The organism is Flavobacterium okayamense (assembly GCF_019702945.1).
Lineage (GTDB): Bacteria > Bacteroidota > Bacteroidia > Flavobacteriales > Flavobacteriaceae > Flavobacterium > Flavobacterium okayamense.
Map to the genome: position 1 here is coordinate 2,571,354 of NZ_AP024749.1, position 20,346 is coordinate 2,591,699.

Genomic DNA, 20,346 nt, shown 5'->3' on the forward strand with positions numbered 1-20,346 from the left:
TTATCGCACAGTGTTATTATTCTTTAACAAAAGCTTCCATAACTTCTTGACTTACTCCCATGTTAGAGAAACCTCCATCATTATATAAGTTTTGTAATGTAACTCTTTTCGTTAAATCTGAGAACAATGAAACAGTATAATTAGCACAATCCATTGCAGTTGCATTACCTAATGGTGACATTTTATCAGCATATGCGATAAAACCATCAAATCCTTTAACTCCTTGCCCAGCAGTTGTAGGCGTAGGCGACTGAGAAATTGTATTTACACGAACTTTTTTATCTTTTCCAAAGAAATATCCAAAACTTCTAGCTATAGATTCTAAATATGCTTTATTATCTGCCATGTCATTATAGTCAGGAAAAACTCTTTGAGCCGCCATATATGATAGAGCAACAATACTACCCCATTCATTCATAGCATCTTTTTTATATAATACTTGCATTACTTTATGAAAAGAAACTGCAGAAACATCCCAACCTTTGTGCGTATAATCATAATTTTGATTAGTATAATGATTCCCTTTACGAACATTTACAGACATCCCAATTGAATGTAAAACAAAATCAATTTTTCCACCTAAAATTTCCATTGCCTTTTCAACTAAATTTTCTAAATCTTCAATTGAAGTTGCATCTGCTGGAATTACTTGTGAACCTGTTTTATCTGCTAATTGATTAATTGTTCCCATTCTCATAGCAATAGGCGCATTTGTTAAAACAAAAGTTCCTCCTTCTTCATGAACTCTTTCAGCAGTTTTCCATGCAATTGAATTCTCATCTAAAGCTCCGAATATTATTCCTCTTTTTCCTTTAAGTAAGTTATACATCTTTGGTATCGTTTATTTGTTAGTTTATAATTTGTTTAAACAAAAGTAATAAATTTAGTTCAATAAGTTTTTTGCATGTATTAAAGCAGAATCAGAAATATTTTTACCTGATAACATTTCTGCAATTTCAACAATTCGTTCATCATTTGAAAGTAGCTTTAATTCTGATAAAGTTGTTTCTCCTTGATTGTATTTAAAAACTTTATAATGTTGGTTTCCTTTTGCTGCTATTTGAGGTAAATGAGTAATAGCAAAAACTTGCATATTTAAACTCATTTTTTCCATTATTTCGCTCATTTTTAAAGCAACTTCACCTGAAACCCCAGTATCAATTTCATCAAAAATGATTGTTGGCAGTTCTGAATGTTGAGCTAAAATTGATTTTACCGCAAGCATTATTCTTGACATTTCGCCTCCTGAAGCCATTTTCTTTATTAATCCTAGTTGCATTCCTTTGTTTGCTGAAAATTTAAGATTCACTATATCTTGTCCAAAATTATTTAGCTTATCTTTTTCAATGGCGAACTCAATCTTTGCGTCTGGCATACCTAATTGGGTAATAATTTTTTCTATTTGAGAAGAAACTTTTTGAGCAACAATTAATCTTTTAGTAGAAATGTTCTCCGCAATTTGTATGACTTCACTTTCTTTTTCCTCTATGTTTTTTTCCAGTTTCGAAATTAAACCATCTATTGAATCTGATTGTTGTACTTTTTCATCTAAACTATCTTTAATAACCAATAATTCTTTTATAGTACTAACTTGATGTTTCTGTTGTAAATTATAAATCGTTTGAAGCTTAGTATTTACTAACTCTAATCGTTCAGGATCACTAACAACTTTTTCTGATATTGTAAAACATTCATCAGAAATATCTTGGAATTCTATTAAAAAGCTTGAAATACGTTCAAAAAGTTCTTTGTATTCTTTTGAGAAATTTGATAATCTTCCTAAAGCATTTTTAATCTCTTTTAAATTAAAAATCACACCAATTTCTTCTTCATTAGAAATAGCTAAAACTCTATCTAAATTCTCTTTGATTAATTCAACATTGTTAAGCTTTTCAAGTTCTTCTTCTAGTTCAATTTGTTCATCTGCTTCAAGATTTGCCGCTTCAAGCTCATTAAATAAAAATGAAACATAATCTTGTTCTTTTTTTAATTCTTCTCTTTCAGAAACTGCCTTACTAAGTTCTTTCTTATATTGCTTTAAAAGATTTAGTTCACTTTGATAACTCTCAACTTCATCTTTTAAATTAGCAACACTATCTAAAATATTTATTTGATAACTTTCTTCAGCTAAATCTCTAGTTTCATGCTGGGAATGAATATCAATAAGATATTGTGCCAAATTTTGTAATTCTGAAAGATTAACCGGACTATCATTTACAAAAGCTCTTGATTTTCCAGAAGGTAAAATTTCTCTTCTGATGATTGTTAAATCTTCATAATCGAAATCATTATTTTCAAAAACCTCTTTTAGGTTATATTTGGATACTAAGAATTGTGCTTCTATTACACACTTAATCTCTTTATCTTTTAATGAACTTAAATCGGCTCTATTTCCCAAAACCAATCCTAATGCGCCAAGTAAAATTGATTTACCAGCACCGGTTTCACCTGTAATAATTGAAAACTTATCAGAAAAATCAATTTCCAACGATTCAATTAAAGCGTAGTTCTTTATGGAAAGCGATAAAAGCATATAAAATAAGAAAGAAATTAACGGATATTATTCCACTTACTAGAGTTTAATGGAGAAATTCTATTAAGTGTATCTACTAAATCTGCATTATTCATTGCGGGACCACCTGTAAAGATTTGTACAATCTCATCGGTCTTTGCATCGAAGAAAGTTCTCGTTAATAATGCATTTGGTCTCGACTTTTGAATTTTGGCTAACTCTTCTATTGAACCCGCAATATATTCTTTTCCTTTCTTTAGATCTTGATGCATAATATCTAAGCCTTCATTATGAAACATAAATAAAGCTTTTCTATAAGGTACAAAAGTATTAGATAACAAATCTGAAATTAAGAAATAACGATTGTTATTATTTTTTTCACCTTGCGTCCATCCAGAAAAACCAGATGTTTGAGCAACATTTGCAATATTTGAAGCGGCAGAAAGATATTTTGTACCGCCTAGCTCTTCAAATGAATCTTTATCTAAACCAATAATGACATTTGCATAAAAAGCAACAATAGAAACTAAGTTAGAAGTAAATGAGTTTTGATCATAAATTAATTGCTCAAATTCTAAAAACCTAAAATTAACATCTTTATCATTTATATTAAGAATAGGTGATGAATATGTTGAATTAAAAATTGGTCTTGATGATTGAACTTGTAAAGTGGCTTCAAAATTATTGTTATTGAATTTTGAAACATTTATAAAAAAGTTACACTCTATCTTTTCTTCAGGTAAGTAGGTTTCATTAGTCCATTTTGTGTTATTTAAAAACTCTCTAACTTTTGTTTCAAGGTTTTTAAAAATTTGCGGACTAACATCGGTCATTCTATCTGCATTAACAGAAACAGTTGCATTAAGTTCTTGACCAAAACTAAATGACACAAAAAATAATAAAAATAAAACCGAATATAATCTACGCATTGAAATGTTGAATTATTTTATTTACAATATCTGAAGCAACTTCTTCTTTTGATTTTAAATCCATAGGTTCAATGTTTCCATTGCTATCAATAAAAGTAACTTTATTTGTAGCATGTCCAAAACCAGCACCTTTATCGTTTAATGAATTTAAAACTATCAAATCTAAGTTTTTTTTCTGAATTTTTAGCTTAGCATGTTCAATTTCATTTTCAGTTTCTAAAGCAAAACCTATTAAAAACTGATTTTTTTTCTTTTCACCTAATGATGCTAAAATATCTTTTGTTTTTTCTAACTCAATAACAAACGTAGCTTCATTCTTTTTTATTTTCTGAGATGCAATATTTTTTGGTCTATAATCCGCAACAGCGGCAGCGGCAATAGCAACATCAACTTTTTCAAAATACTGATGACAGACATCATACATATCTTGAGCCGACCGAACCCTAACCAAGTTAATAGAAGTATTTGATGTGCTTAAATGAGTAGGTCCTGAAACCAAAGTAACCTCAGCCCCATTCATTGCCAATTCATTTGCAATATCAAACCCCATTTTTCCTGAAGAATGATTACCTATAAAACGAACAGGATCTATTGCTTCATATGTAGGCCCAGCTGTCACTAAAACTTTTTTCCCTTTTAGAGGTAGTTTTGATAAAATATCTGCTTCTATAAACGAAACTATTTTTTCAGGTTCTGCCATTCTACCTTGACCAGACAATCCACTTGCTAATTCTCCTGATTCAGCTGGAATCATAATGTTTCCAAATTTTTTAAGTTTAGAAAAACTATCTAAAGTCGATGGATGTTTGTACATATCCAAATCCATTGCTGGAGCAAAATATACAGGACATTTAGCTGAAAGATAAGTGGCAATTAGTAAATTATCACAATTGCCATTAGCCATTTTAGAAAGTGTATTAGCTGTAGCAGGAGCAATCAACATAAAATCAGCCCAAAGACCTAATTCTACATGATTATTCCATAAATCATTTTCTTCTTCAGAATAGAAATCAGAAAGTACTGGATTTTTTGAAAGAGTAGATAATGTTAAAGGGGTAACAAAATCTTTAGAAGCAGGTGTCATTACAACACGTACTTGAGCACCTGCTTTTATAAAAAGTCTAACTAAATGAGCCGTTTTATAAGCAGCTATACCTCCCGAAACACCGAGAATTATTTTTTTTCCGCTTAGAACAGCCATTTGTAAATTATTTTGCTTCTCTATAGTAGATTTTATCTTCTAACCACTCTTGAACTGCTAATGCATGCGGTTTTGGCAGTTTTTCATAAAACTTTGAAACTTCGATTTGCTCTTTGTTTTCAAAAATTTCTTCTAAACTATCGTTATAAGTAGCAAACTCATCTAATTTTTCAATTAATTCCTTTTTAATTTCAGTATTAATTTGGCTTGCTCTTTTTGCCATAATTGTAATGGCCTCGTAAATATTTCCTGTAGGTGCTTCAATTACACTTTTGTTGTAAGTGATTGTATTAACAGGCGCAGTCGTCTTTTTTAAATCCATGACTTAATTACTATTTGTATATTGTTGTAACTCTTTATCTATATCTGCCAATATTTTATCGGCTTTTTCTTTATATTCTGTTTCTGGTCTAAATTTTACTAAACTAGTGTACGTAGTTTTAGCATAGTTTAAACGTTCTTCCTTTTTACTTGGAATACTCTTCATCGCCATTTTATATGCAGAATCTAAACGATAAAACATAGCTTCTTCCTTAAATGGTGTTCCAGGATAATCAGCAATAAAATTTTCTAAAGCTTTTAAAGCTACATTATACTCGTAGCGATAATCTGCTAACATATGGTATTGTTTAGCAATTTCAAAAGCTTTTTTCTCTAGTTTTTCGTTTAAATCTTTGAAATACTCATTTGCTTTTGGTAAATATTCAGAGTTTGGATAAGTATCGATAAATTTTTGTAACTTACCTAAAGCTTTATCAGTATCTGTTTGATCTAGACTATAAACTGGAGATAATTTATAATAACATTCAGCAGCTAAAAAAGCAGCTTCTTCTCTTTTTTCACTTTTTGGATAACTAGCTACAAAACTTTCAAACTGATATCCTGCTAAATAATACTGTTTTGTTTCATAATATGATTTTGCATAAAAATAAAACATCCTTTCTGCATTTGGTTTACCTTTAAATGCTGGAGCTACTTGCTCATACAAACGCAAAGCTTTTTTATATTTTCCATCATTAAATTTTGCTTCAGCCACTTTACTTTTAAAAGCGTTATCTTCACTTTTTAAAGCTTTTTGATATTCGCTACAAGAAACAAAAGTCAATGCAACAATTAAGAAACTTAGTATTCTATTCATTTTATCTTTCATATTTTTACGCAAAAAAAGCGTCTAAAAAAGCAACTGCAAATTTAGACATAATTTCTCTACTAGAAAAACTTTTTTTATTGTATAGATTTTGTAAAATTATTTAAACGATTGGCTAAATCTTCATTTACATTTACCAAAGGAAGTCGGACAGTATTTTCAGAGAGACCTAGTGATTTAAAAACTTCTTTAATTCCTCCAGGATTCCCTTGTTCAAAAATCATATCGATGGAATCTGCAAGTTTATAATGTAACGCATAAGCTTCGTCTACTTTTCTTTGTAAACCCAAACGCACCATTTCAGAAAATTCTTTTGGAAAACCTTCTCCAATAACAGATATTACACCTGCACCTCCAGCTAGAACCATTGGCAATGTAATCATATCATCTCCAGAAATCACAAGAAAACCTTTAGGCTTATTTTGAATTAATTTCATAGCTTGAACAATATCGCCTGCCGCTTCTTTAATTGCTATAACATTTTCAAAATCATTAGCTAAACGTATAACTGTTGCAGGTAACATATTACTTGCTGTACGTCCTGGAACATTATATAAAATAACAGGAAGCGGTGAAGCTTCTGCCACAGCTTTAAAATGCTGATAAATTCCTTCTTGCGTTGGTTTATTATAATACGGAGAAACTGATAAAATTGCGTCAAATGCAGATAAATCTCTAGTTTTCAATTCTTCTATAACTTTAGCAGTATTATTCCCACCTACTCCTAAAACTAGAGGTAAACGTTTATTGTTAGCCTCAACAATCGTCTTGATTACTATTTCTTTTTCTTCATTTGAAAGTGTGGCACTTTCTGCAGTAGTACCTAAAACTACAAGATACTCTACTCCTCCTTCAGTTACATAATCTACTATTCTTTTTAATGCATCAACATCAACAGAACAGTCTTTTTTGAATGGTGTTACTAATGCCACACCAGTGCCAATAAATTTTTGCATTTTAGACTTTATTAAGTATTCTTAAATATTTTACTAATTCTGAAGTAAAAACTTTTACATTTTCTAAATCACAATCAATGATTAAATGATTAATTCTTTTGTCAATAGTTGAAAATCCAACTTTAAATTTAGCTTTCGACTTTTTAGCAATTACATTTAAAGAAGCCTTAGGCTCTTCATAAAAATTAATTAATAAGTCAAAATCAGCTTCAATAAACTTTTGTACCTCTAACTTATTAATTTTACCAGATAACGATAAATCTTTTAATGTGTAGAAAGGCTCTTGAATTACTTCTTTATTCTTAATTTTTTCTTTAAACACTAAAACCTCAATAGCTTCTACTTCAAGATTATAACTTTTTAATTCCCTGAGAATCGTATCTCGATTCAAAATTTCTGATTCATCAACTAAAATTCCAATCGTTTTAATTTTTTCTTCTGAATCTTCTAATTTATATCCTAATAAGCCTTTGCTAACAACTTTTTTTAGAAAAAACTCCTTTAAAATTCTATAAAACATAGTAACTTTACCTATTCGACAAAAATAACTATTTAATACTAGTTACACATGGTAAAAATAAAAAAGAATAAAACGATAATTTCGTATTTTGTTTTTTTATTAACATTTTTCATTCTGATAGCTTGTCAATCACAAAAAGACATAGTCTACGAAGTTAACGCCAAGCAAATCAACATTAATGAGAAAGCTGAAACAGTAAATGCAATTGATTCATTTATTACTCCTTATCGTTATCATATAAATGAAGATTTAAATCACGTTTTAGCTTATAATCCTATTGATCAGGACAAAAGCAAAGGTGAATGGGAAACCAACATTGGAAACTTATTTGCAAGGGCTACTTTTGAATTATCAAATCCAATTTTCCAAAAAAGAGAAAACAAAAAGATAGATGGTTGTATTTTAAATCATGGCGGAATTAGATCTGTTATTCCAAAAGGAAACGTAACAACAAGAACTGCTTACGAAATAATGCCTTTTGAAAACAGTATTATTGTTGTAGTCTTAAAAGGAAGTGAAATTTTAAATTTAGCCAACTTCATACTAAAAGAAAAAAAACCACATCCACTCTATGGTATAACCATTTTTACCAATGAAGATTTTTCCGTTGTAAAAAAAGTAGAAATACAGAATAAGGTAGTAGAGAAAGATAATATTTATTACATCGCAACTTCAGATTACCTAGCCAATGGTGGTGATAATATGACTTTTTTAAAAAATAGCACTCAAAAATATGATCTTGATTACAAATTAAGAAGTTTATTTATTGATTACTTTACTAAAGTTGACACATTACCAAACATCACTACTAAACACGTAATAACAGAATAATGAAAAGGAGAGATTTTATACAAAAAACAGTAACTGGTTCGGCATTAATTACGGTTGGAAGTTTGTCTTTAAGTAGTTTTAGTACAATAGAAACTTCTTCAAAAACAAAAAAAATTACTATTTTACATACAAACGATACGCATAGTCATATTGATGCTTTCGAATCTGATCATCCAAAATATCCTAATATGGGAGGTGTTTCTAGAAGAGCTAGTGTTATTAATAAAATTAGAGAAGAAGAAAATAATGTTTTACTTTTAGATGCTGGTGATATTTTTCAAGGCACACCTTATTTTAATTATTACGGAGGCGAACTAGAATTCAAATTAATGAGCATGTTGGAATATGATGTTTCCACTATGGGCAATCATGATTTTGACAATGGAATCGAAGGATTTTACAAACAACTTCCCCATGCAAATTTCGATTTTGTTTCAGCAAATTATGACTTTAAAAATACTATCCTAAACGGAATAGTAAAACCTTTTAAAATCTTAGAAAAAGACGGAATTAAAATTGGGATATTTGGTCTTGGAGTTCAACTTAATGGTTTAGTTGACAAAAAACTTTATAAAGAAACTGAATATAATGATCCAATAGAAGTTTCCAAAGATATTGTTAGCCAACTTAAAAAAGAAGGTTGTGATTTAATAATTTGCTTATCTCATTTAGGTTATTTATACAAAAACGAACCTGATAAAGTTTGCGATATTACATTAGCTAGAAAAACAAAAGACATCGATTTAATTATTGGCGGACATACGCATACTTTTTTAGACAAACCAACTATTGAAACTAATTTAGAGGGAAAATCGGTTTTAGTAAATCAAGTAGGTTGTTACGGAATTAATTTAGGGAGAATAGATTTCTATTTTACAAATGATAAAAAATATGATTCATCAACTCGAAATATTGTTGTCTAGTTTTTCTTGTTCTACATCTCTATTAATAAAATAATTTACTAAAAAGTAATAACAAGGTAATTCAATAAAACAAGCAATTATTATAAATGCTTTATTAGAATAATAATATTGGTTAACAACATAAAAAATATCTGATAAAAAGAGAGATAATAATGTTAACAATAAGAAACGGGAACTTAAAGTTTTATGTTTAAAAAAATTATAAAAACTAAAAATCAAAACTGTTCCAAAAACTATAATATAGTTTGTTACAAAATAATAACTATGAAATTTTTGTTTTACAATATATAATGAAACAATTTTCAAAAGTAAAAACGAAACAATTCCAACAATTGTTGCAATACCTAAATATTTGTCAATTTTTGAACCTTTTTTTAAAAGCATAGAATCTCTTAAAATCAAATACATGAAAACAAATAATATAACTAGATAAAGAGACAGTGCCAATTGATAAAAAATTGTTTCCATCAATAGATTTACATTATCTGCAATAAACAAAATTCCAAGAATAATAAAATGCAATTTAGATTTATTGTGTGTATTATTATAAAAATAGTAATAAAATAAGATTGAAGCTACAATCATTGGTTTAAATAATAAAGCGACTTCTTTATCTATTTTTAACCTAAAAAAAATCTGATAAAGTATGTAAGAAACAAAATAAAGTATTAAAGCCGGATTTTTTAATTTCATTTGGTTCGTTCTAAAAAGTATTTTACATAAAACATATAAGAAACTGTTTGAGTTAAGCCATTTATTATTTTAAAAATCATAAGCTCGTGCAAATTTTTGTTTAAAATAAAAAACAAGTCAGACATAATAAAAGTAGGCACAGCAAGAATTAAAAAAAAACTTTGTTTATTAGCTTCATTATAATAAACTACTGAAGTTAAAACTCCCATTGTTACTAATTGTAATCCTAAAAACAAGAATATTATAAATTCTAAAGTAGATTTAATTTCTAGATAAGACAAAACTGTGCTCAATAAAATAGAAAGAATAACTAGAATAACTAAAAAAGTAAAGTCATTTTGTTTCCCTCCATTTCTTTTAATCAATAAAATATCTTTAATAACAAAGTATATAACAAACAAATAGGGGACAGAAAAAACCAATAAACCAATATAATACAACTCCTCAATTTTGAGCATATAAAGCATATCTCCTAAAAAAAACAAAAACAAAGAAGCAAGAAATGCTAGATTATATTTCCTTTTAATTTCAAAGAAATAATACATCACAATTGATGGAATTATCGCAGGTTTAGAAATTAATTCTAAAAACTCTAAATTAAAGAAAATAGAGATTAAGAAAAGTAAACCTGCAACTAAAAAAAACTGTAAAGCAACTTTAGATTTATTCATTCAATAAATTGGTAAATTCTTGTTCAGAAATAATCGGAATACCTAATTTAGATGCCTTATCTAATTTAGAAGGCCCCATATTTGCTCCCGCAACAACATAATCAGTTTTAGAAGAAATTGAGCTACCAACTTTACCGCCATTATCTTCAATAGCTTTCTTTAAATCATCTCTAGAAAACGTTTCAAAAACACCAGATACTACAAAAGTTTTACCTTTAAGTTTTTCTGAAAAATTTCCGTTCTCGTCTTGAACTATTTCAAACTGAACTCCAAATTTTTTGAGCTCATCAATAATACGTACATTTTCTTGATTTTCAAAGAATTGAACTACACTTTGTGCAATTTTCTCTCCAATCTCATCTACTAAAACTAAATCTAATAACGATGCGTGTGCTATTGCGTCAATATTTTTATAATGTTTAGCTAACTTTTTGGCTACAGTTTCACCAACATATCTAATCCCTAACGCATATAAAACTCTTTCAAATGGTACTTCTTTCGATTTTTCAATTCCATTAATTAAATTTTCTGCAGATTTCTCTGCCATTCGCTCCAATGGAATGATTTGTTCTTTTTCCAACTTATATAAATCAGCATAATTTTCTATAAGTCCATTATTATACAATAATGCAACCGTTTCTCCACCAAGTCCATCAATATCCATTGCTTTTCGGCTAATATAATGTTGTACTCTACCAATAATCTGCGGCGGACATCCATAAAAATTCGGACAATAATGTTGCGCTTCACCCTCATTACGAATTAACTCAGTGTTACATTCAGGGCAATGTCTAATATATTCAACTGGTTGTGAATTGACACTTCTTTGTGTAACATCTACACCAACAATTTTCGGAATAATTTCTCCTCCTTTTTCAACAAAAACAGCATCGCCAACTCTAACATCTAACTTTTCAATTTGGTCTGCATTATGTAATGAAGCTCTTTTAACTACTGTTCCTGCCAATTGTACCGGCAATAAATTAGCAACAGGTGTAATTGCCCCTGTTCTTCCTACTTGATAAGAAATTGATTCCAATGTAGTAACCGCTTGTTCCGATTTAAATTTATAAGCAATTGCCCAACGTGGCGATTTTGCCGTATATCCTAATTCTTCTTGATACTGAATTTGGTTTACCTTAACCACTACTCCATCGGTTTCATAAGGTAAATCATGTCGATGTGTATCCCAATAATTAATAAAATCAAAAACTTCTTCAATAGATTTAGCCAATTTAGATTGTTTAGGAACTTTGAATCCCCAGGCTCTAGCTTTTTCTAAACCTTCATATTGATTTTGTATTGGTAAATTATTTCCAATTAATGAGTATAACAAACAATCCAAAGGGCGTTTTGCAACTTCTGCTGAATCTTGCAATTTTAAACTTCCAGAAGCTGTATTTCTCGGATTTGCATAAGGCGTTTCTCCTATTTCAATTAAATCTTGGTTCATTTTTTCAAATCCAGCTAAAGGCAGAATAATTTCTCCACGTATTTCAAACTTTTCTAGAAAATCACCTTTTAATTTAATTGGAACCGATTTAATTGTTTTTATATTATTGGTTACATCATCGCCTTGAAAGCCATCACCACGAGTTACAGCTCTCTTTAGCATTCCTTTTTCATATAAAATACTTATTGAAGCTCCATCATATTTTAACTCACAAGTGAATTCTAAAGGAACATCACCTAAAATCTTTTGACAACGCTGAACCCAATCTAATAAATCTTCTTTTGAATACGAATTATCTAGTGAATACATCCTGTATTCATGCTGAACAGTTTCAAAGTTTTTAGTAATTGCTCCACCAACACGTTGTGTAGGTGAATTTTCATCAAAAAACTCAGGATACTTAGCTTCTAATTCTTGAAGTTGCTTCAGCTTTTGATCAAATTCAAAATCAGAAATGGTTGGATTATCTAAAACATAATAGCTATAATTATGTTGGTTTAATTCTTCACGTAAAGCATTTATTGTAGCTAAAACATCCATATTTATTGATTTAAAAGCAAATCTAATTTATTAAAAAGCTCTCCTTTACTTATTAAACCTCCTTGCTTAATAATTTCAAATAAAGAGCCATTTCTATCATCTGAAATATCTTTCTTCCCTTTTTGAATAACTACTTCATCAGAACTCATATTTTCGCTAAGCCAATTTATTCCTTCTTGACTTAAAAAATTTATTTCATTAGATGTTGCATTAATAACATATGAGAAAACTGTTGCTCCAACACACTTAAAAAGAAAAATATAATTTCTAGAAAAATGATCTATATAACTTACATTAGTTAGAGCTCTTTCCCAGATCATATCGGAAAAAACATCAATCTCTTGTTCAGCAATTTCAGGTTTGTTTTCTTTTAAATCGTCCCACTCATTTTTATCTATAGATTGAGTAGCCAAAAAAGTTATAAACTCTGGATGGAGTTCTTCTAATTGTTCTTTTGTTAATCGAGCGTATTTCATAGGGTATAAATATAAAAAAAGCTCCGCTAATTGCGGAGCTTTCAAAATATATTTTTTTTACAAAATTAAGCTTGTTCAGCAACAATTTCGTAAGGTAAATCTACAATAACTTCTCTGTGTAATCTTACAGAAGCTGAGTATTTACCAATTCTTTTCACAATACCACTTGTGATGAATTTTTTCTCGATTGATTGCCCATTAGCTTCTAGTGCAGCAGCAATATCAGCATTAGTAACAGAACCGAATAATTTTTCACCACCTGCTTTAGCAGTAATTTTGATATCTAAAGCTTTAATAGCTTCTGCAATTGATTGTGCATCAGCAACTAACTTAGCCTCTTTGTGAGCTTTTTGCTTTAAATTTTCAGCTAAAACTTTTTTAGCAGAAGGAGTTGCTAATACAGCAAAACCTTGAGGAATTAAATAATTACGACCGTAACCATTTTTAACAGTTACTACATCGTCTTTAAATCCTAAATTTTGAACGTCTTTTTTTAAAATTAGTTCCATGTTGTTGTCCTTATTTTAGAAGTTAGTTCCGATTGTATCGGAACAACAACTATATTAATATTATTTTAATAAATCAGCTACGTATGGCATTAAAGCTAAGTGACGAGCTCTTTTAACAGCAACAGACACTTTTCTTTGATACTTTAATGAAGTTCCTGTTAAACGACGAGGTAAAATTTTACCTTGCTCGTTAACAAATTTTAATAAGAAATCAGGATCTTTATAATCTACATATTTAATTCCTGATTTTTTGAAACGACAATATTTCTTTTGTTTGTTAGTTTCAATATTTAATGGAGTAAGATATCTAATATCTCCCTCTTTTTTACCTTTTGCAGATTGCTCTAAAGTTGACATAATTAGTTTGATTTAGATTTTAATTTTTCTCTTCTTCTCTCAGCCCAAGCAACTGCATGTTTGTCTAACGATACAGTTAAGAAACGCATAACACGTTCGTCACGACGGAATTCAGTTTCATAAGCTCTGATGATATCAGCAGGAGCTTCAAATTGAAATAAGTGATAAAAACCACTTTTCTTGTGTTGGATTTCATAAGCTAATTTTTTTAAGCCCCAATCCTCTTTAGAAACCATCTTTGCCCCTTTTGAAGTAAGAAAATCTTCAAACTTGCTTACTGTTTCCTTTATCTGTTGCTCAGATAAAACGGGATTTAAGATGAAAACAGATTCGTAATTGTTCATAATCTTATGTTATTTTTATTAAATTGGGTGCAAAAATAGTGATTTATTTCTAAGTAACAAACAACATTATACTTATTTCACAAAAATTATAGAATTGTGTTGTTTTATATCGATATTTGGTATATATTTATCGCTACTAAACTTAGGCTTATGAAATTAAATTCTATTGTGGTTGACGATAGCGCCATCCAAAGAATGACAATTACAAAACTAGTAAATGAAACTGCTAACTTAAACTTAGTGGGTGATTTTGCTAATGCCCTAGAAGCCAAAAACTGTATTAACCACCAAGAAGTTGATTTAATTTTTTTAGACATTGAAATGCCTCTAATTAATGGATTTGATTTACTTGATGGATTAAAAAACAAACCTCAAATTATTTTTATCACTTCTAAAGCTGATTATGCTGTAAAAGCTTTTGATTATGAAGCAACTGACTTTCTACAGAAACCTATATCAAAAGAACGTTTCCTGAAAGCTGTTAAAAAAGCAACAGAATTACATCAACTTAAGCATGAAAGTCATGAAGATTTAGGTGAAGCTATTATTATTAAGAGTAATCTTAAGAAATTAAAAATTTATACCTCTAAAATTAAATGGGTAGAAGCCTTTGGTGATTATATCAAAATTATAACTGATGAAGAAAGTCACTTAGTTCTGTCTACAATGAAATCTTTTGAAAACGAACTTCCTGAAGGCAAGTTTGTACGTGTTCATAAATCCTACATTGTTAATGTAGAACGTGTAGATAAATTTAATAGCAAGTTTGCTGAAATAGGGCAAACTAAAATTCCAATTAGTAGAAATAAGAAAGATGTAATTTCTGAAGCAATTGAAAATCTTTAATAATAATCTACGTTAGTTGTAATCTTAACACTTTTATAAAAAGCAATAGACTCAAAACTATTCAATATTTTTTGGATAGTTTTTTTTGTATTTCCTAAATGTGCTTCATTTGGTATTTTAATCAATATAGTTCTTATATACTCATTTCGAACTCGACTAATTGGTGGTTCTTCAGGGCCCAAAATTGGCATATCCAAATTTTGTTTCAAAACATTATATAACCACATTGAAGATTCTTTTAGCTTATCAAAATCTCTATTTTTTAACGTGAACTTTATTAGTCTATAAAAAGGTGGATAATTAAAATTGCGTCTTTCATAAATTTGCTCTTTAAACATCGACATATAATCGTTATTTAGAACTTGTTGAATTGTATTATGATAAGGATTATACGTTTGAATAAGAACTTTCCCTTTTTTTTCGGACCTTCCTGCTCTACCAGAAACTTGTGTTAACATTTGAAAAGCTCTTTCATAAGCTCTAAAATGAGGCTGGTTTAACATGTTATCTGCATTTAAAACACCAACTAAAGTAACATTATCAAAATGAAGTCCTTTAGCTAACATTTGAGTTCCAATTAAAACGTCGTATTCTTGATTTTTAAAAGCGTCAATAATTTTCTCATATCCAAATTTTCCACGAGTAGTATCTTGATCCATTCTACCAATCTTTTTATTAGGAAACAAAATTTTTAACTCTTCTTCTATTTGTTCCGTTCCAAAACCTTTCGTTGTTAAATCAACTGAATTACAGGCATGACAATGAGAAGGATTAGCAATTGTATGTCCGCAATAATGACATTTTAATTGGTTTTTGTATTTATAATACGTTAAACTAACATCACAATTTGGACAATGTGGAACATGTCCACAAGTTAGACATTCTAGATATGGAGAAAACCCTCTTCTATTTTGAAACAAAATTACTTGTTCACTTTTCCCCAAAACCTCAGTAATATTTTCAAGCAAAACATCAGAAAAATGTCCGTTCATTCGTTTACGAAAATATTTATCTTTCAAATCAATTAACTCAATTTCTGGTAATACTACATTTCCAAAGCGTTCCGACAAAGTAGTTAACCCATATTTTGAAACCGAAACATTATAATAACTTTCTAGACTTGGAGTAGCACTTCCTAAAAGCACTTTAGCTTGATGCTGTTTTGCTAAAACAATAGCTGCATCGCGCGCATGATAGCGAGGAGCTGGATCTTGTTGTTTAAAAGTTTGCTCGTGTTCTTCATCAATTACAATTAAACCCAAATTTGAAAAAGGCAAAAACAAAGCACTTCGTACACCAATTACAATTTTTGCTTTTTCTAAAGATTCTAAAACTTGATTCCAAACCTCAACACGCTCATTATTAGTATATTTTGAATGAAAAACCGCTACTTGATTTCCAAAATATGCAGTTAAACGCTGAACTAATTGAGTTGTTAAAGCTATTTCTGGCAAAAGAAATAACACTTGTTTATCATGCTCAATGTACTTTTCTATTAGTTTTATGTAAACTTCTGTTTTCCCAGAAGCAGTTACACCGTGTAAAAGATTAACATCGTGATTTTCAAAATTACTTTCTATAGATTGAAGAGCATTATTTTGAGCTAAACTCAAATTAATTTTTAAATCTTCCTCTTCTTCAAAAACAACTCTGTCTTGATTTAAATGATATTCTATAAAAATATCCTTATCTATTAATGATTTTAAAACCGATGCTGTTGTGTTACTAAACTCTAATAATTCTTTAACCGAAATTGGTTTTTTCTCACGAGCGTTAAGTTGGAAATAACTCAACACTAACTCACGTTGTTTTTTGGCACGCGATAGAATTTCAAGTAGTTCTGTAAGTTGTTCTTGATTAGAATAAGCTTCATGAAGTTTTACATAACGAATTAGTTTTGGCTTATAAACTTCCTTTATTTCTTCCTGCAAAACCAAAACACCTTTTTGAAGCATTTTATTCAAAATAGGAAGCACAGTTTTTTTTCCTAAAATTTTACTAACTTCTTGAATTGATATTGAAGATTGATTTTCTAGCGCTTCCAGAATTAAAAACTCATCATCTTGCAGTTCGCTTTTATCAATGTTTTCATCATTTGACGAAGAAACTATTGTTTCACTTTCAAGAATAAAACCTGTTGGCATTGCCGCACGAAAAACCTCTCCAAGGGAACACATATAATAGTTAGCAATCCACTTCCAGTGTTCAATTTGAATAGCATTTACAACAGGCTTTTCATCTAAAATTTGATGAATTTCCTTTGGTTGATATAATTGTGGAAGATTGTGATGTTTAGAAATTACTAATGCTGTATAAATTTTAGTTTTACCAAACGGAACTGCCACTCGCATTCCTTCTTGAATGTAGTGAAACTCGGTTTGTGAAACTTGATAAGTAAAGGTTTTACCTACTGCTAATGGTAAGACAACTTCAATAAAATACAGCATAAAGCAAATATACTTTAAAAAAGAGAAAAGTTTAAGGAATTAAAAAAAGAAATGCGCCCATTTCTGGACGCATTTTGATATTATTTGTATTAAAATTATTTTCCTAACATACCAGCTTTTAAGTCTTTATCAGCAGGTTTGTTTGATAACCAAATTCCAAATAAAGCTTTTTTGAAATCAGCCCCATCAATAGTACCTTTAGCTACTCCATTTTTAGAAACCATAACTCCTTTACCTGGAACATTTGCAATTAAAAACTCATCTCCTTTTTTAATTTCATCTTTAAAAAATGATTTAAACTTATCAATTTTAGCTTTTAATGGCGCTGTTTTTCCACCCGTTGCATTCTCAAAACCTTCGTTAACTGCATTTATCATTTTTTCAGATGTAATCATACCTGAAACAATATTTAATTTAATTGCTTGGGCATCATTACTACTCATAATTTCAGCTGCATTACTTGATTTTTTTGGCAAATACAATGATCCAACGTAAAGATCAATCCACATTTTCTCTCTTAAACCAGCTCCATTTAGCATTAGATCATGTCCTTCAACTACTAAATTGTTGCTTACTTTAACACCTGAAACTTCTTTTTGTGCATTTACTGAAAAAACTGTACTTACTACTAGTAAAACAGCCATTAAAAATTGCTTTCTCATAATTTTAAGATTAATTTTTGTTAAATATATAAATTTTTTCTTTTTAATTTACTGAGTGTTGCATTTAATTCGAAACCTAAAAGCAAAACCACACAGTTTATCCATATGTAGAACATTAATACAAGAAGTGTACCAATTGAACCATAAAGCTCATTATATCTTGCAAATTTTTCTACATAAACTCCAAAAACATAAGAAGAAATTACGAACAAAATAGTCGTAAATACTGCACCATAACTAATAAAAGTAATTTTTGAAGTTTCCTTAGTTCCAAACTTATAAAGTATTGAAGTTGTAATTAAAATCATTAAAATTAAGAAAACATATCTGCCTAATTCTATTAAATAAACATCATCAGATATTAAACCTCTACTTTTAATTTTTTGAATTAACACTTCAAAGAAAATGATAGCCACAACAGTTACAATCAATATTAATGAAAAAGCTATTGATATAGCCAATGCAATAAAATATTGTTTAAAGAAACCTCTTGTGATGGTTATATGTTCTGACAATTCAAATCCTCCTAAAATAGCATTAATCCCATTAGTCATTAAAAAAATTGACAAGATAAAACCCGACGATAATAATCCTTTGTAACTATTATTAAGAATATCGTAAACTATTTCTTGAATTGCGTCATAGGTATTAGGTGGCACATTTTGAGAAATAAAATACAAAAAATCATCTTGGAAATTTTCTATAGGAATATAGGGTATTAAGTTTAAAATAAATAAAGCAAAAGGAAATAGTGCCATAAAAAAACTAAATGCAATAGCACTTGCTCTATTTGAAAAGGCTCCTTTTAATATTCCTAAAATATACATCTCAATAATATCATAAAAAGATAATCCTTGTAAAGATTCAAATGTTATTTTCTTTGCAAGAACAACCAATTGTTTTATTATTGGGATTTTGTTTAATCTATTTTCTATAGCTTCTGACATCTATTCGATTGCTTTCAAACTTAAATCCATATTATGAACCGAATGTGTTAAAGCGCCAGAAGAAATATAATTTACACCACATTCTGCATAATGTCTAATGGTATTTTCATTAATTCCACCTGAAGACTCAGTTAAACATTTAGAGCCAATTAAGTGAACAGCTTCTCTTGTCATTTCATAATTGAAATTATCAAGTAAAATTCTATACACTCCATCAGATTGAAGAATTTCTTTTACTTCATTTAAATCTCGAGCTTCTACTATAATTTTTAAATCTTTATGATTCGATTTTAAGTAATTCTGCGTTTTTTCAATTGCTTTTGTAATTCCGCCAGCAAAGTCAATGTGATTATCTTTAAGCATAATCATATCGTATAATGCAAATCTATGATTTTCGCCACCACCAATTTTTACTGCCCATTTTTCAATAGCACGAATTCCTGGTGTAGTTTTACGTGTATCTAAAATATTAGTATTTGTTCCTTCAAGCAATTTTACAAACTCACGTGTTTTAGTCGCTATTGCACTCATTCTTTGCATCGCATTTAAAACTAATCGTTCTGCTTTTAAAATAGATTGAGAACGACCTGTAACATGAAGAACAACATCACCATAAACTACTTCTTCTCCATCATTTATAAATGTTTCAACATACATATCTTTATCTACAAAATTAAAAACCATTTTAGCAAATTCAACACCTGCAATTACACCCTCATCTTTAACTAAAAGCTTTGCCTTTCCTTGAGCTCCTGATGGAATACAGGCTAAAGAACTATGGTCGCCATCTCCAACATCTTCTCGTATAGCATTACTAATTATTATCTCTAATTCTTTTTGAAATTGTTCTTCTGAAATCATACTCATATTATTGTAATGCTAAATTAGGAATTCATTAGTAGATTAAAAATTTTTGTATAAAAAAATCCCGACAAAATGCCGGGATTAATCATTTATAGTTTAATTTTATTTATAAACCGATTCTTTTTTGAAATGCTTAGTCAATAAATAATAAACAACAGCTCTATATTTACTCTTATTAGATCTGCCGTATTGATCTATAACTGCATCAATTCCTTTGTCTAAATCAGCTCCATCTTTTAACCCTAATTTTTTAATTAAAAAGTTATTTTTCACTGTAGCTAATTCTTTCTCATCTGAACCTGCAACAGTAGATGAATCCGCATTATAAATTGAAGGACCACATCCAATTGTTACTTTTGTTAACAAATCCATGTCTGGAGTTACACCACATTTATCTTTTAAATCAGCAGCGTATTTTGCAATTAGTTCATCTCTTTTACTCATAATATTAATGTTTTTGTTAATTAAGATTTTACCAAATATACACTTTTTTTGTAATAAAATAAGCTGATTTTTGT

23 protein-coding genes are annotated in these 20,346 nt (G+C 29.2%); 3 read left to right on the forward strand and 20 right to left on the reverse strand.

The window, feature by feature from the left end:
• Positions 1 to 16: 16 nt before the first annotated feature.
• The 8 genes from KK2020170_RS12055 to KK2020170_RS12090 form a co-directional block, all read right to left on the reverse strand.
• Entirely contained in the window at positions 17 to 829 is an 813-nt protein-coding gene (locus tag KK2020170_RS12055) for an enoyl-ACP reductase FabI (protein ID WP_221258570.1), read from the reverse strand.
• A gap of 54 nt (positions 830 to 883) precedes the next feature.
• Positions 884 to 2,533, reverse strand: coding sequence for a DNA repair protein RecN (recN, locus tag KK2020170_RS12060; protein ID WP_221258571.1), 1,650 nt, complete (start codon positions 2,531 to 2,533; stop codon positions 884 to 886).
• A gap of 17 nt (positions 2,534 to 2,550) precedes the next feature.
• Positions 2,551 to 3,441 (reverse strand): type IX secretion system protein PorD, encoded by an 891-nt coding sequence (gene porD, locus KK2020170_RS12065; RefSeq protein WP_221258572.1) that lies wholly within the window; start codon positions 3,439 to 3,441, stop codon positions 2,551 to 2,553.
• Positions 3,434 to 4,642 carry a bifunctional phosphopantothenoylcysteine decarboxylase/phosphopantothenate--cysteine ligase CoaBC gene (gene coaBC / locus KK2020170_RS12070; protein WP_221258573.1) on the reverse strand — a complete coding sequence of 403 codons (1,209 nt, stop codon included), beginning with the start codon at positions 4,640 to 4,642 and terminating at the stop codon, positions 3,434 to 3,436. Before coaBC ends, porD begins: the two co-directional genes overlap by 8 nt.
• A gap of 7 nt (positions 4,643 to 4,649) precedes the next feature.
• Positions 4,650 to 4,964, reverse strand: coding sequence for a DNA-directed RNA polymerase subunit omega (locus KK2020170_RS12075; protein WP_221258574.1), 315 nt, complete (start codon positions 4,962 to 4,964; stop codon positions 4,650 to 4,652).
• A 3-nt stretch (positions 4,965 to 4,967) separates the two neighbouring features.
• The gene (locus tag KK2020170_RS12080) at positions 4,968 to 5,780 is read right to left on the reverse strand and encodes an outer membrane protein assembly factor BamD (RefSeq protein ID WP_221258575.1); all 813 of its coding nucleotides are present in this window, start codon (positions 5,778 to 5,780) and stop codon (positions 4,968 to 4,970) included.
• Between the two features lie 86 nt (positions 5,781 to 5,866).
• A complete protein-coding gene (gene dapA, locus KK2020170_RS12085; RefSeq protein ID WP_221258576.1) occupies positions 5,867 to 6,745 on the reverse strand; it encodes a 4-hydroxy-tetrahydrodipicolinate synthase in 879 nt (292 codons plus the stop codon).
• Position 6,746: 1 nt separating this feature from the next.
• The gene (locus KK2020170_RS12090; RefSeq protein ID WP_221258577.1) at positions 6,747 to 7,265 is read right to left on the reverse strand and encodes a DUF6913 domain-containing protein; all 519 of its coding nucleotides are present in this window, start codon (positions 7,263 to 7,265) and stop codon (positions 6,747 to 6,749) included.
• A gap of 48 nt (positions 7,266 to 7,313) precedes the next feature.
• On the opposite strand from KK2020170_RS12090, the gene KK2020170_RS12095 reads away from it, so the two are divergent.
• Positions 7,314 to 8,096 (forward strand): 5'-nucleotidase C-terminal domain-containing protein, encoded by a 783-nt coding sequence (locus tag KK2020170_RS12095; RefSeq protein WP_221258578.1) that lies wholly within the window; start codon positions 7,314 to 7,316, stop codon positions 8,094 to 8,096.
• Positions 8,096 to 9,019 (forward strand): bifunctional metallophosphatase/5'-nucleotidase, encoded by a 924-nt coding sequence (locus KK2020170_RS12100; protein ID WP_221258579.1) that lies wholly within the window; start codon positions 8,096 to 8,098, stop codon positions 9,017 to 9,019. Before KK2020170_RS12095 ends, KK2020170_RS12100 begins: the two co-directional genes overlap by 1 nt.
• Here the strand turns inward: KK2020170_RS12100 and KK2020170_RS12105 are convergent.
• The 7 genes from KK2020170_RS12105 to rpsF form a co-directional block, all read right to left on the reverse strand.
• Positions 8,996 to 9,712, reverse strand: coding sequence for a hypothetical protein (locus KK2020170_RS12105; protein ID WP_221258580.1), 717 nt, complete (start codon positions 9,710 to 9,712; stop codon positions 8,996 to 8,998). The two genes, KK2020170_RS12100 and KK2020170_RS12105, sit on opposite strands and share 24 nt — an antisense overlap.
• On the reverse strand, positions 9,709 to 10,383 hold the full coding sequence (locus KK2020170_RS12110; RefSeq protein WP_221258581.1) for a lysoplasmalogenase family protein: 675 nt from the start codon (positions 10,381 to 10,383) through the stop codon (positions 9,709 to 9,711). Before KK2020170_RS12110 ends, KK2020170_RS12105 begins: the two co-directional genes overlap by 4 nt.
• Positions 10,376 to 12,376, reverse strand: a complete 2,001-nt coding sequence (gene ligA / locus KK2020170_RS12115; RefSeq protein ID WP_221258582.1) for an NAD-dependent DNA ligase LigA — start codon at positions 12,374 to 12,376, stop codon at positions 10,376 to 10,378. The genes KK2020170_RS12110 and ligA overlap by 8 nt, the downstream gene beginning before the upstream one ends.
• A gap of 2 nt (positions 12,377 to 12,378) precedes the next feature.
• Positions 12,379 to 12,852, reverse strand: a complete 474-nt coding sequence (locus KK2020170_RS12120) for a DUF6495 family protein (protein WP_221258583.1) — start codon at positions 12,850 to 12,852, stop codon at positions 12,379 to 12,381.
• A gap of 65 nt (positions 12,853 to 12,917) precedes the next feature.
• Positions 12,918 to 13,361, reverse strand: a complete 444-nt coding sequence (gene rplI, locus KK2020170_RS12125) for a 50S ribosomal protein L9 (RefSeq protein WP_221258584.1) — start codon at positions 13,359 to 13,361, stop codon at positions 12,918 to 12,920.
• Positions 13,362 to 13,421: 60 nt separating this feature from the next.
• On the reverse strand, positions 13,422 to 13,718 hold the full coding sequence (gene rpsR / locus KK2020170_RS12130; RefSeq protein ID WP_072785428.1) for a 30S ribosomal protein S18: 297 nt from the start codon (positions 13,716 to 13,718) through the stop codon (positions 13,422 to 13,424).
• A gap of 2 nt (positions 13,719 to 13,720) precedes the next feature.
• Positions 13,721 to 14,062 (reverse strand): 30S ribosomal protein S6, encoded by a 342-nt coding sequence (gene rpsF, locus KK2020170_RS12135; protein WP_221258585.1) that lies wholly within the window; start codon positions 14,060 to 14,062, stop codon positions 13,721 to 13,723.
• A gap of 150 nt (positions 14,063 to 14,212) precedes the next feature.
• Here rpsF and KK2020170_RS12140 point away from each other — a divergent pair, with 150 nt between their 5' ends.
• Complete coding sequence (locus tag KK2020170_RS12140) at positions 14,213 to 14,908, forward strand: LytR/AlgR family response regulator transcription factor (RefSeq protein ID WP_221258586.1); 696 nt, start codon at positions 14,213 to 14,215, stop codon at positions 14,906 to 14,908.
• Here the strand turns inward: KK2020170_RS12140 and priA are convergent.
• The 5 genes from priA to KK2020170_RS12165 form a co-directional block, all read right to left on the reverse strand.
• Positions 14,905 to 17,355 (reverse strand): replication restart helicase PriA, encoded by a 2,451-nt coding sequence (priA, locus tag KK2020170_RS12145; RefSeq protein WP_221258587.1) that lies wholly within the window; start codon positions 17,353 to 17,355, stop codon positions 14,905 to 14,907. The genes KK2020170_RS12140 and priA overlap by 4 nt on opposite strands.
• A 95-nt stretch (positions 17,356 to 17,450) precedes the next feature.
• Entirely contained in the window at positions 17,451 to 18,017 is a 567-nt protein-coding gene (locus KK2020170_RS12150; RefSeq protein ID WP_221258588.1) for a chalcone isomerase family protein, read from the reverse strand.
• A 20-nt stretch (positions 18,018 to 18,037) separates the two neighbouring features.
• The gene (locus KK2020170_RS12155) at positions 18,038 to 18,964 is read right to left on the reverse strand and encodes a YihY/virulence factor BrkB family protein (RefSeq protein ID WP_221258589.1); all 927 of its coding nucleotides are present in this window, start codon (positions 18,962 to 18,964) and stop codon (positions 18,038 to 18,040) included.
• Positions 18,965 to 19,825 (reverse strand): carboxylating nicotinate-nucleotide diphosphorylase, encoded by an 861-nt coding sequence (nadC, locus tag KK2020170_RS12160; RefSeq protein WP_221258590.1) that lies wholly within the window; start codon positions 19,823 to 19,825, stop codon positions 18,965 to 18,967.
• 105 nt (positions 19,826 to 19,930) lie between these two features.
• On the reverse strand, positions 19,931 to 20,272 hold the full coding sequence (locus tag KK2020170_RS12165) for a DUF2853 family protein (RefSeq protein ID WP_221258591.1): 342 nt from the start codon (positions 20,270 to 20,272) through the stop codon (positions 19,931 to 19,933).
• Positions 20,273 to 20,346 lie beyond the last annotated feature (74 nt).

Bases quoted from the DNA above. Each gene is read 5' to 3' on its own strand.
- KK2020170_RS12055 (WP_221258570.1), bottom strand. From the start codon at position 829: ATGTATAACTTACTTAAAGGAAAAAGAGGAATAATATTCGGAGCTTTA.
- recN (WP_221258571.1), bottom strand. From the start codon at position 2,533: ATGCTTTTATCGCTTTCCATAAAGAACTACGCTTTAATTGAATCGTTG.
- porD (WP_221258572.1), bottom strand. From the start codon at position 3,441: ATGCGTAGATTATATTCGGTTTTATTTTTATTATTTTTTGTGTCATTT.
- coaBC (WP_221258573.1), bottom strand. From the start codon at position 4,642: ATGGCTGTTCTAAGCGGAAAAAAAATAATTCTCGGTGTTTCGGGAGGT.
- KK2020170_RS12075 (WP_221258574.1), bottom strand. From the start codon at position 4,964: ATGGATTTAAAAAAGACGACTGCGCCTGTTAATACAATCACTTACAAC.
- KK2020170_RS12080 (WP_221258575.1), bottom strand. From the start codon at position 5,780: ATGAATAGAATACTAAGTTTCTTAATTGTTGCATTGACTTTTGTTTCT.
- dapA (WP_221258576.1), bottom strand. From the start codon at position 6,745: ATGCAAAAATTTATTGGCACTGGTGTGGCATTAGTAACACCATTCAAA.
- KK2020170_RS12090 (WP_221258577.1), bottom strand. From the start codon at position 7,265: ATGTTTTATAGAATTTTAAAGGAGTTTTTTCTAAAAAAAGTTGTTAGC.
- KK2020170_RS12095 (WP_221258578.1), top strand. From the start codon at position 7,314: ATGGTAAAAATAAAAAAGAATAAAACGATAATTTCGTATTTTGTTTTT.
- KK2020170_RS12100 (WP_221258579.1), top strand. From the start codon at position 8,096: ATGAAAAGGAGAGATTTTATACAAAAAACAGTAACTGGTTCGGCATTA.
- KK2020170_RS12105 (WP_221258580.1), bottom strand. From the start codon at position 9,712: ATGAAATTAAAAAATCCGGCTTTAATACTTTATTTTGTTTCTTACATA.
- KK2020170_RS12110 (WP_221258581.1), bottom strand. From the start codon at position 10,383: ATGAATAAATCTAAAGTTGCTTTACAGTTTTTTTTAGTTGCAGGTTTA.
- ligA (WP_221258582.1), bottom strand. From the start codon at position 12,376: ATGGATGTTTTAGCTACAATAAATGCTTTACGTGAAGAATTAAACCAA.
- KK2020170_RS12120 (WP_221258583.1), bottom strand. From the start codon at position 12,852: ATGAAATACGCTCGATTAACAAAAGAACAATTAGAAGAACTCCATCCA.
- rplI (WP_221258584.1), bottom strand. From the start codon at position 13,361: ATGGAACTAATTTTAAAAAAAGACGTTCAAAATTTAGGATTTAAAGAC.
- rpsR (WP_072785428.1), bottom strand. From the start codon at position 13,718: ATGTCAACTTTAGAGCAATCTGCAAAAGGTAAAAAAGAGGGAGATATT.
- rpsF (WP_221258585.1), bottom strand. From the start codon at position 14,062: ATGAACAATTACGAATCTGTTTTCATCTTAAATCCCGTTTTATCTGAG.
- KK2020170_RS12140 (WP_221258586.1), top strand. From the start codon at position 14,213: ATGAAATTAAATTCTATTGTGGTTGACGATAGCGCCATCCAAAGAATG.
- priA (WP_221258587.1), bottom strand. From the start codon at position 17,355: ATGCTGTATTTTATTGAAGTTGTCTTACCATTAGCAGTAGGTAAAACC.
- KK2020170_RS12150 (WP_221258588.1), bottom strand. From the start codon at position 18,017: ATGAGAAAGCAATTTTTAATGGCTGTTTTACTAGTAGTAAGTACAGTT.
- KK2020170_RS12155 (WP_221258589.1), bottom strand. From the start codon at position 18,964: ATGTCAGAAGCTATAGAAAATAGATTAAACAAAATCCCAATAATAAAA.
- nadC (WP_221258590.1), bottom strand. From the start codon at position 19,825: ATGATTTCAGAAGAACAATTTCAAAAAGAATTAGAGATAATAATTAGT.
- KK2020170_RS12165 (WP_221258591.1), bottom strand. From the start codon at position 20,272: ATGAGTAAAAGAGATGAACTAATTGCAAAATACGCTGCTGATTTAAAA.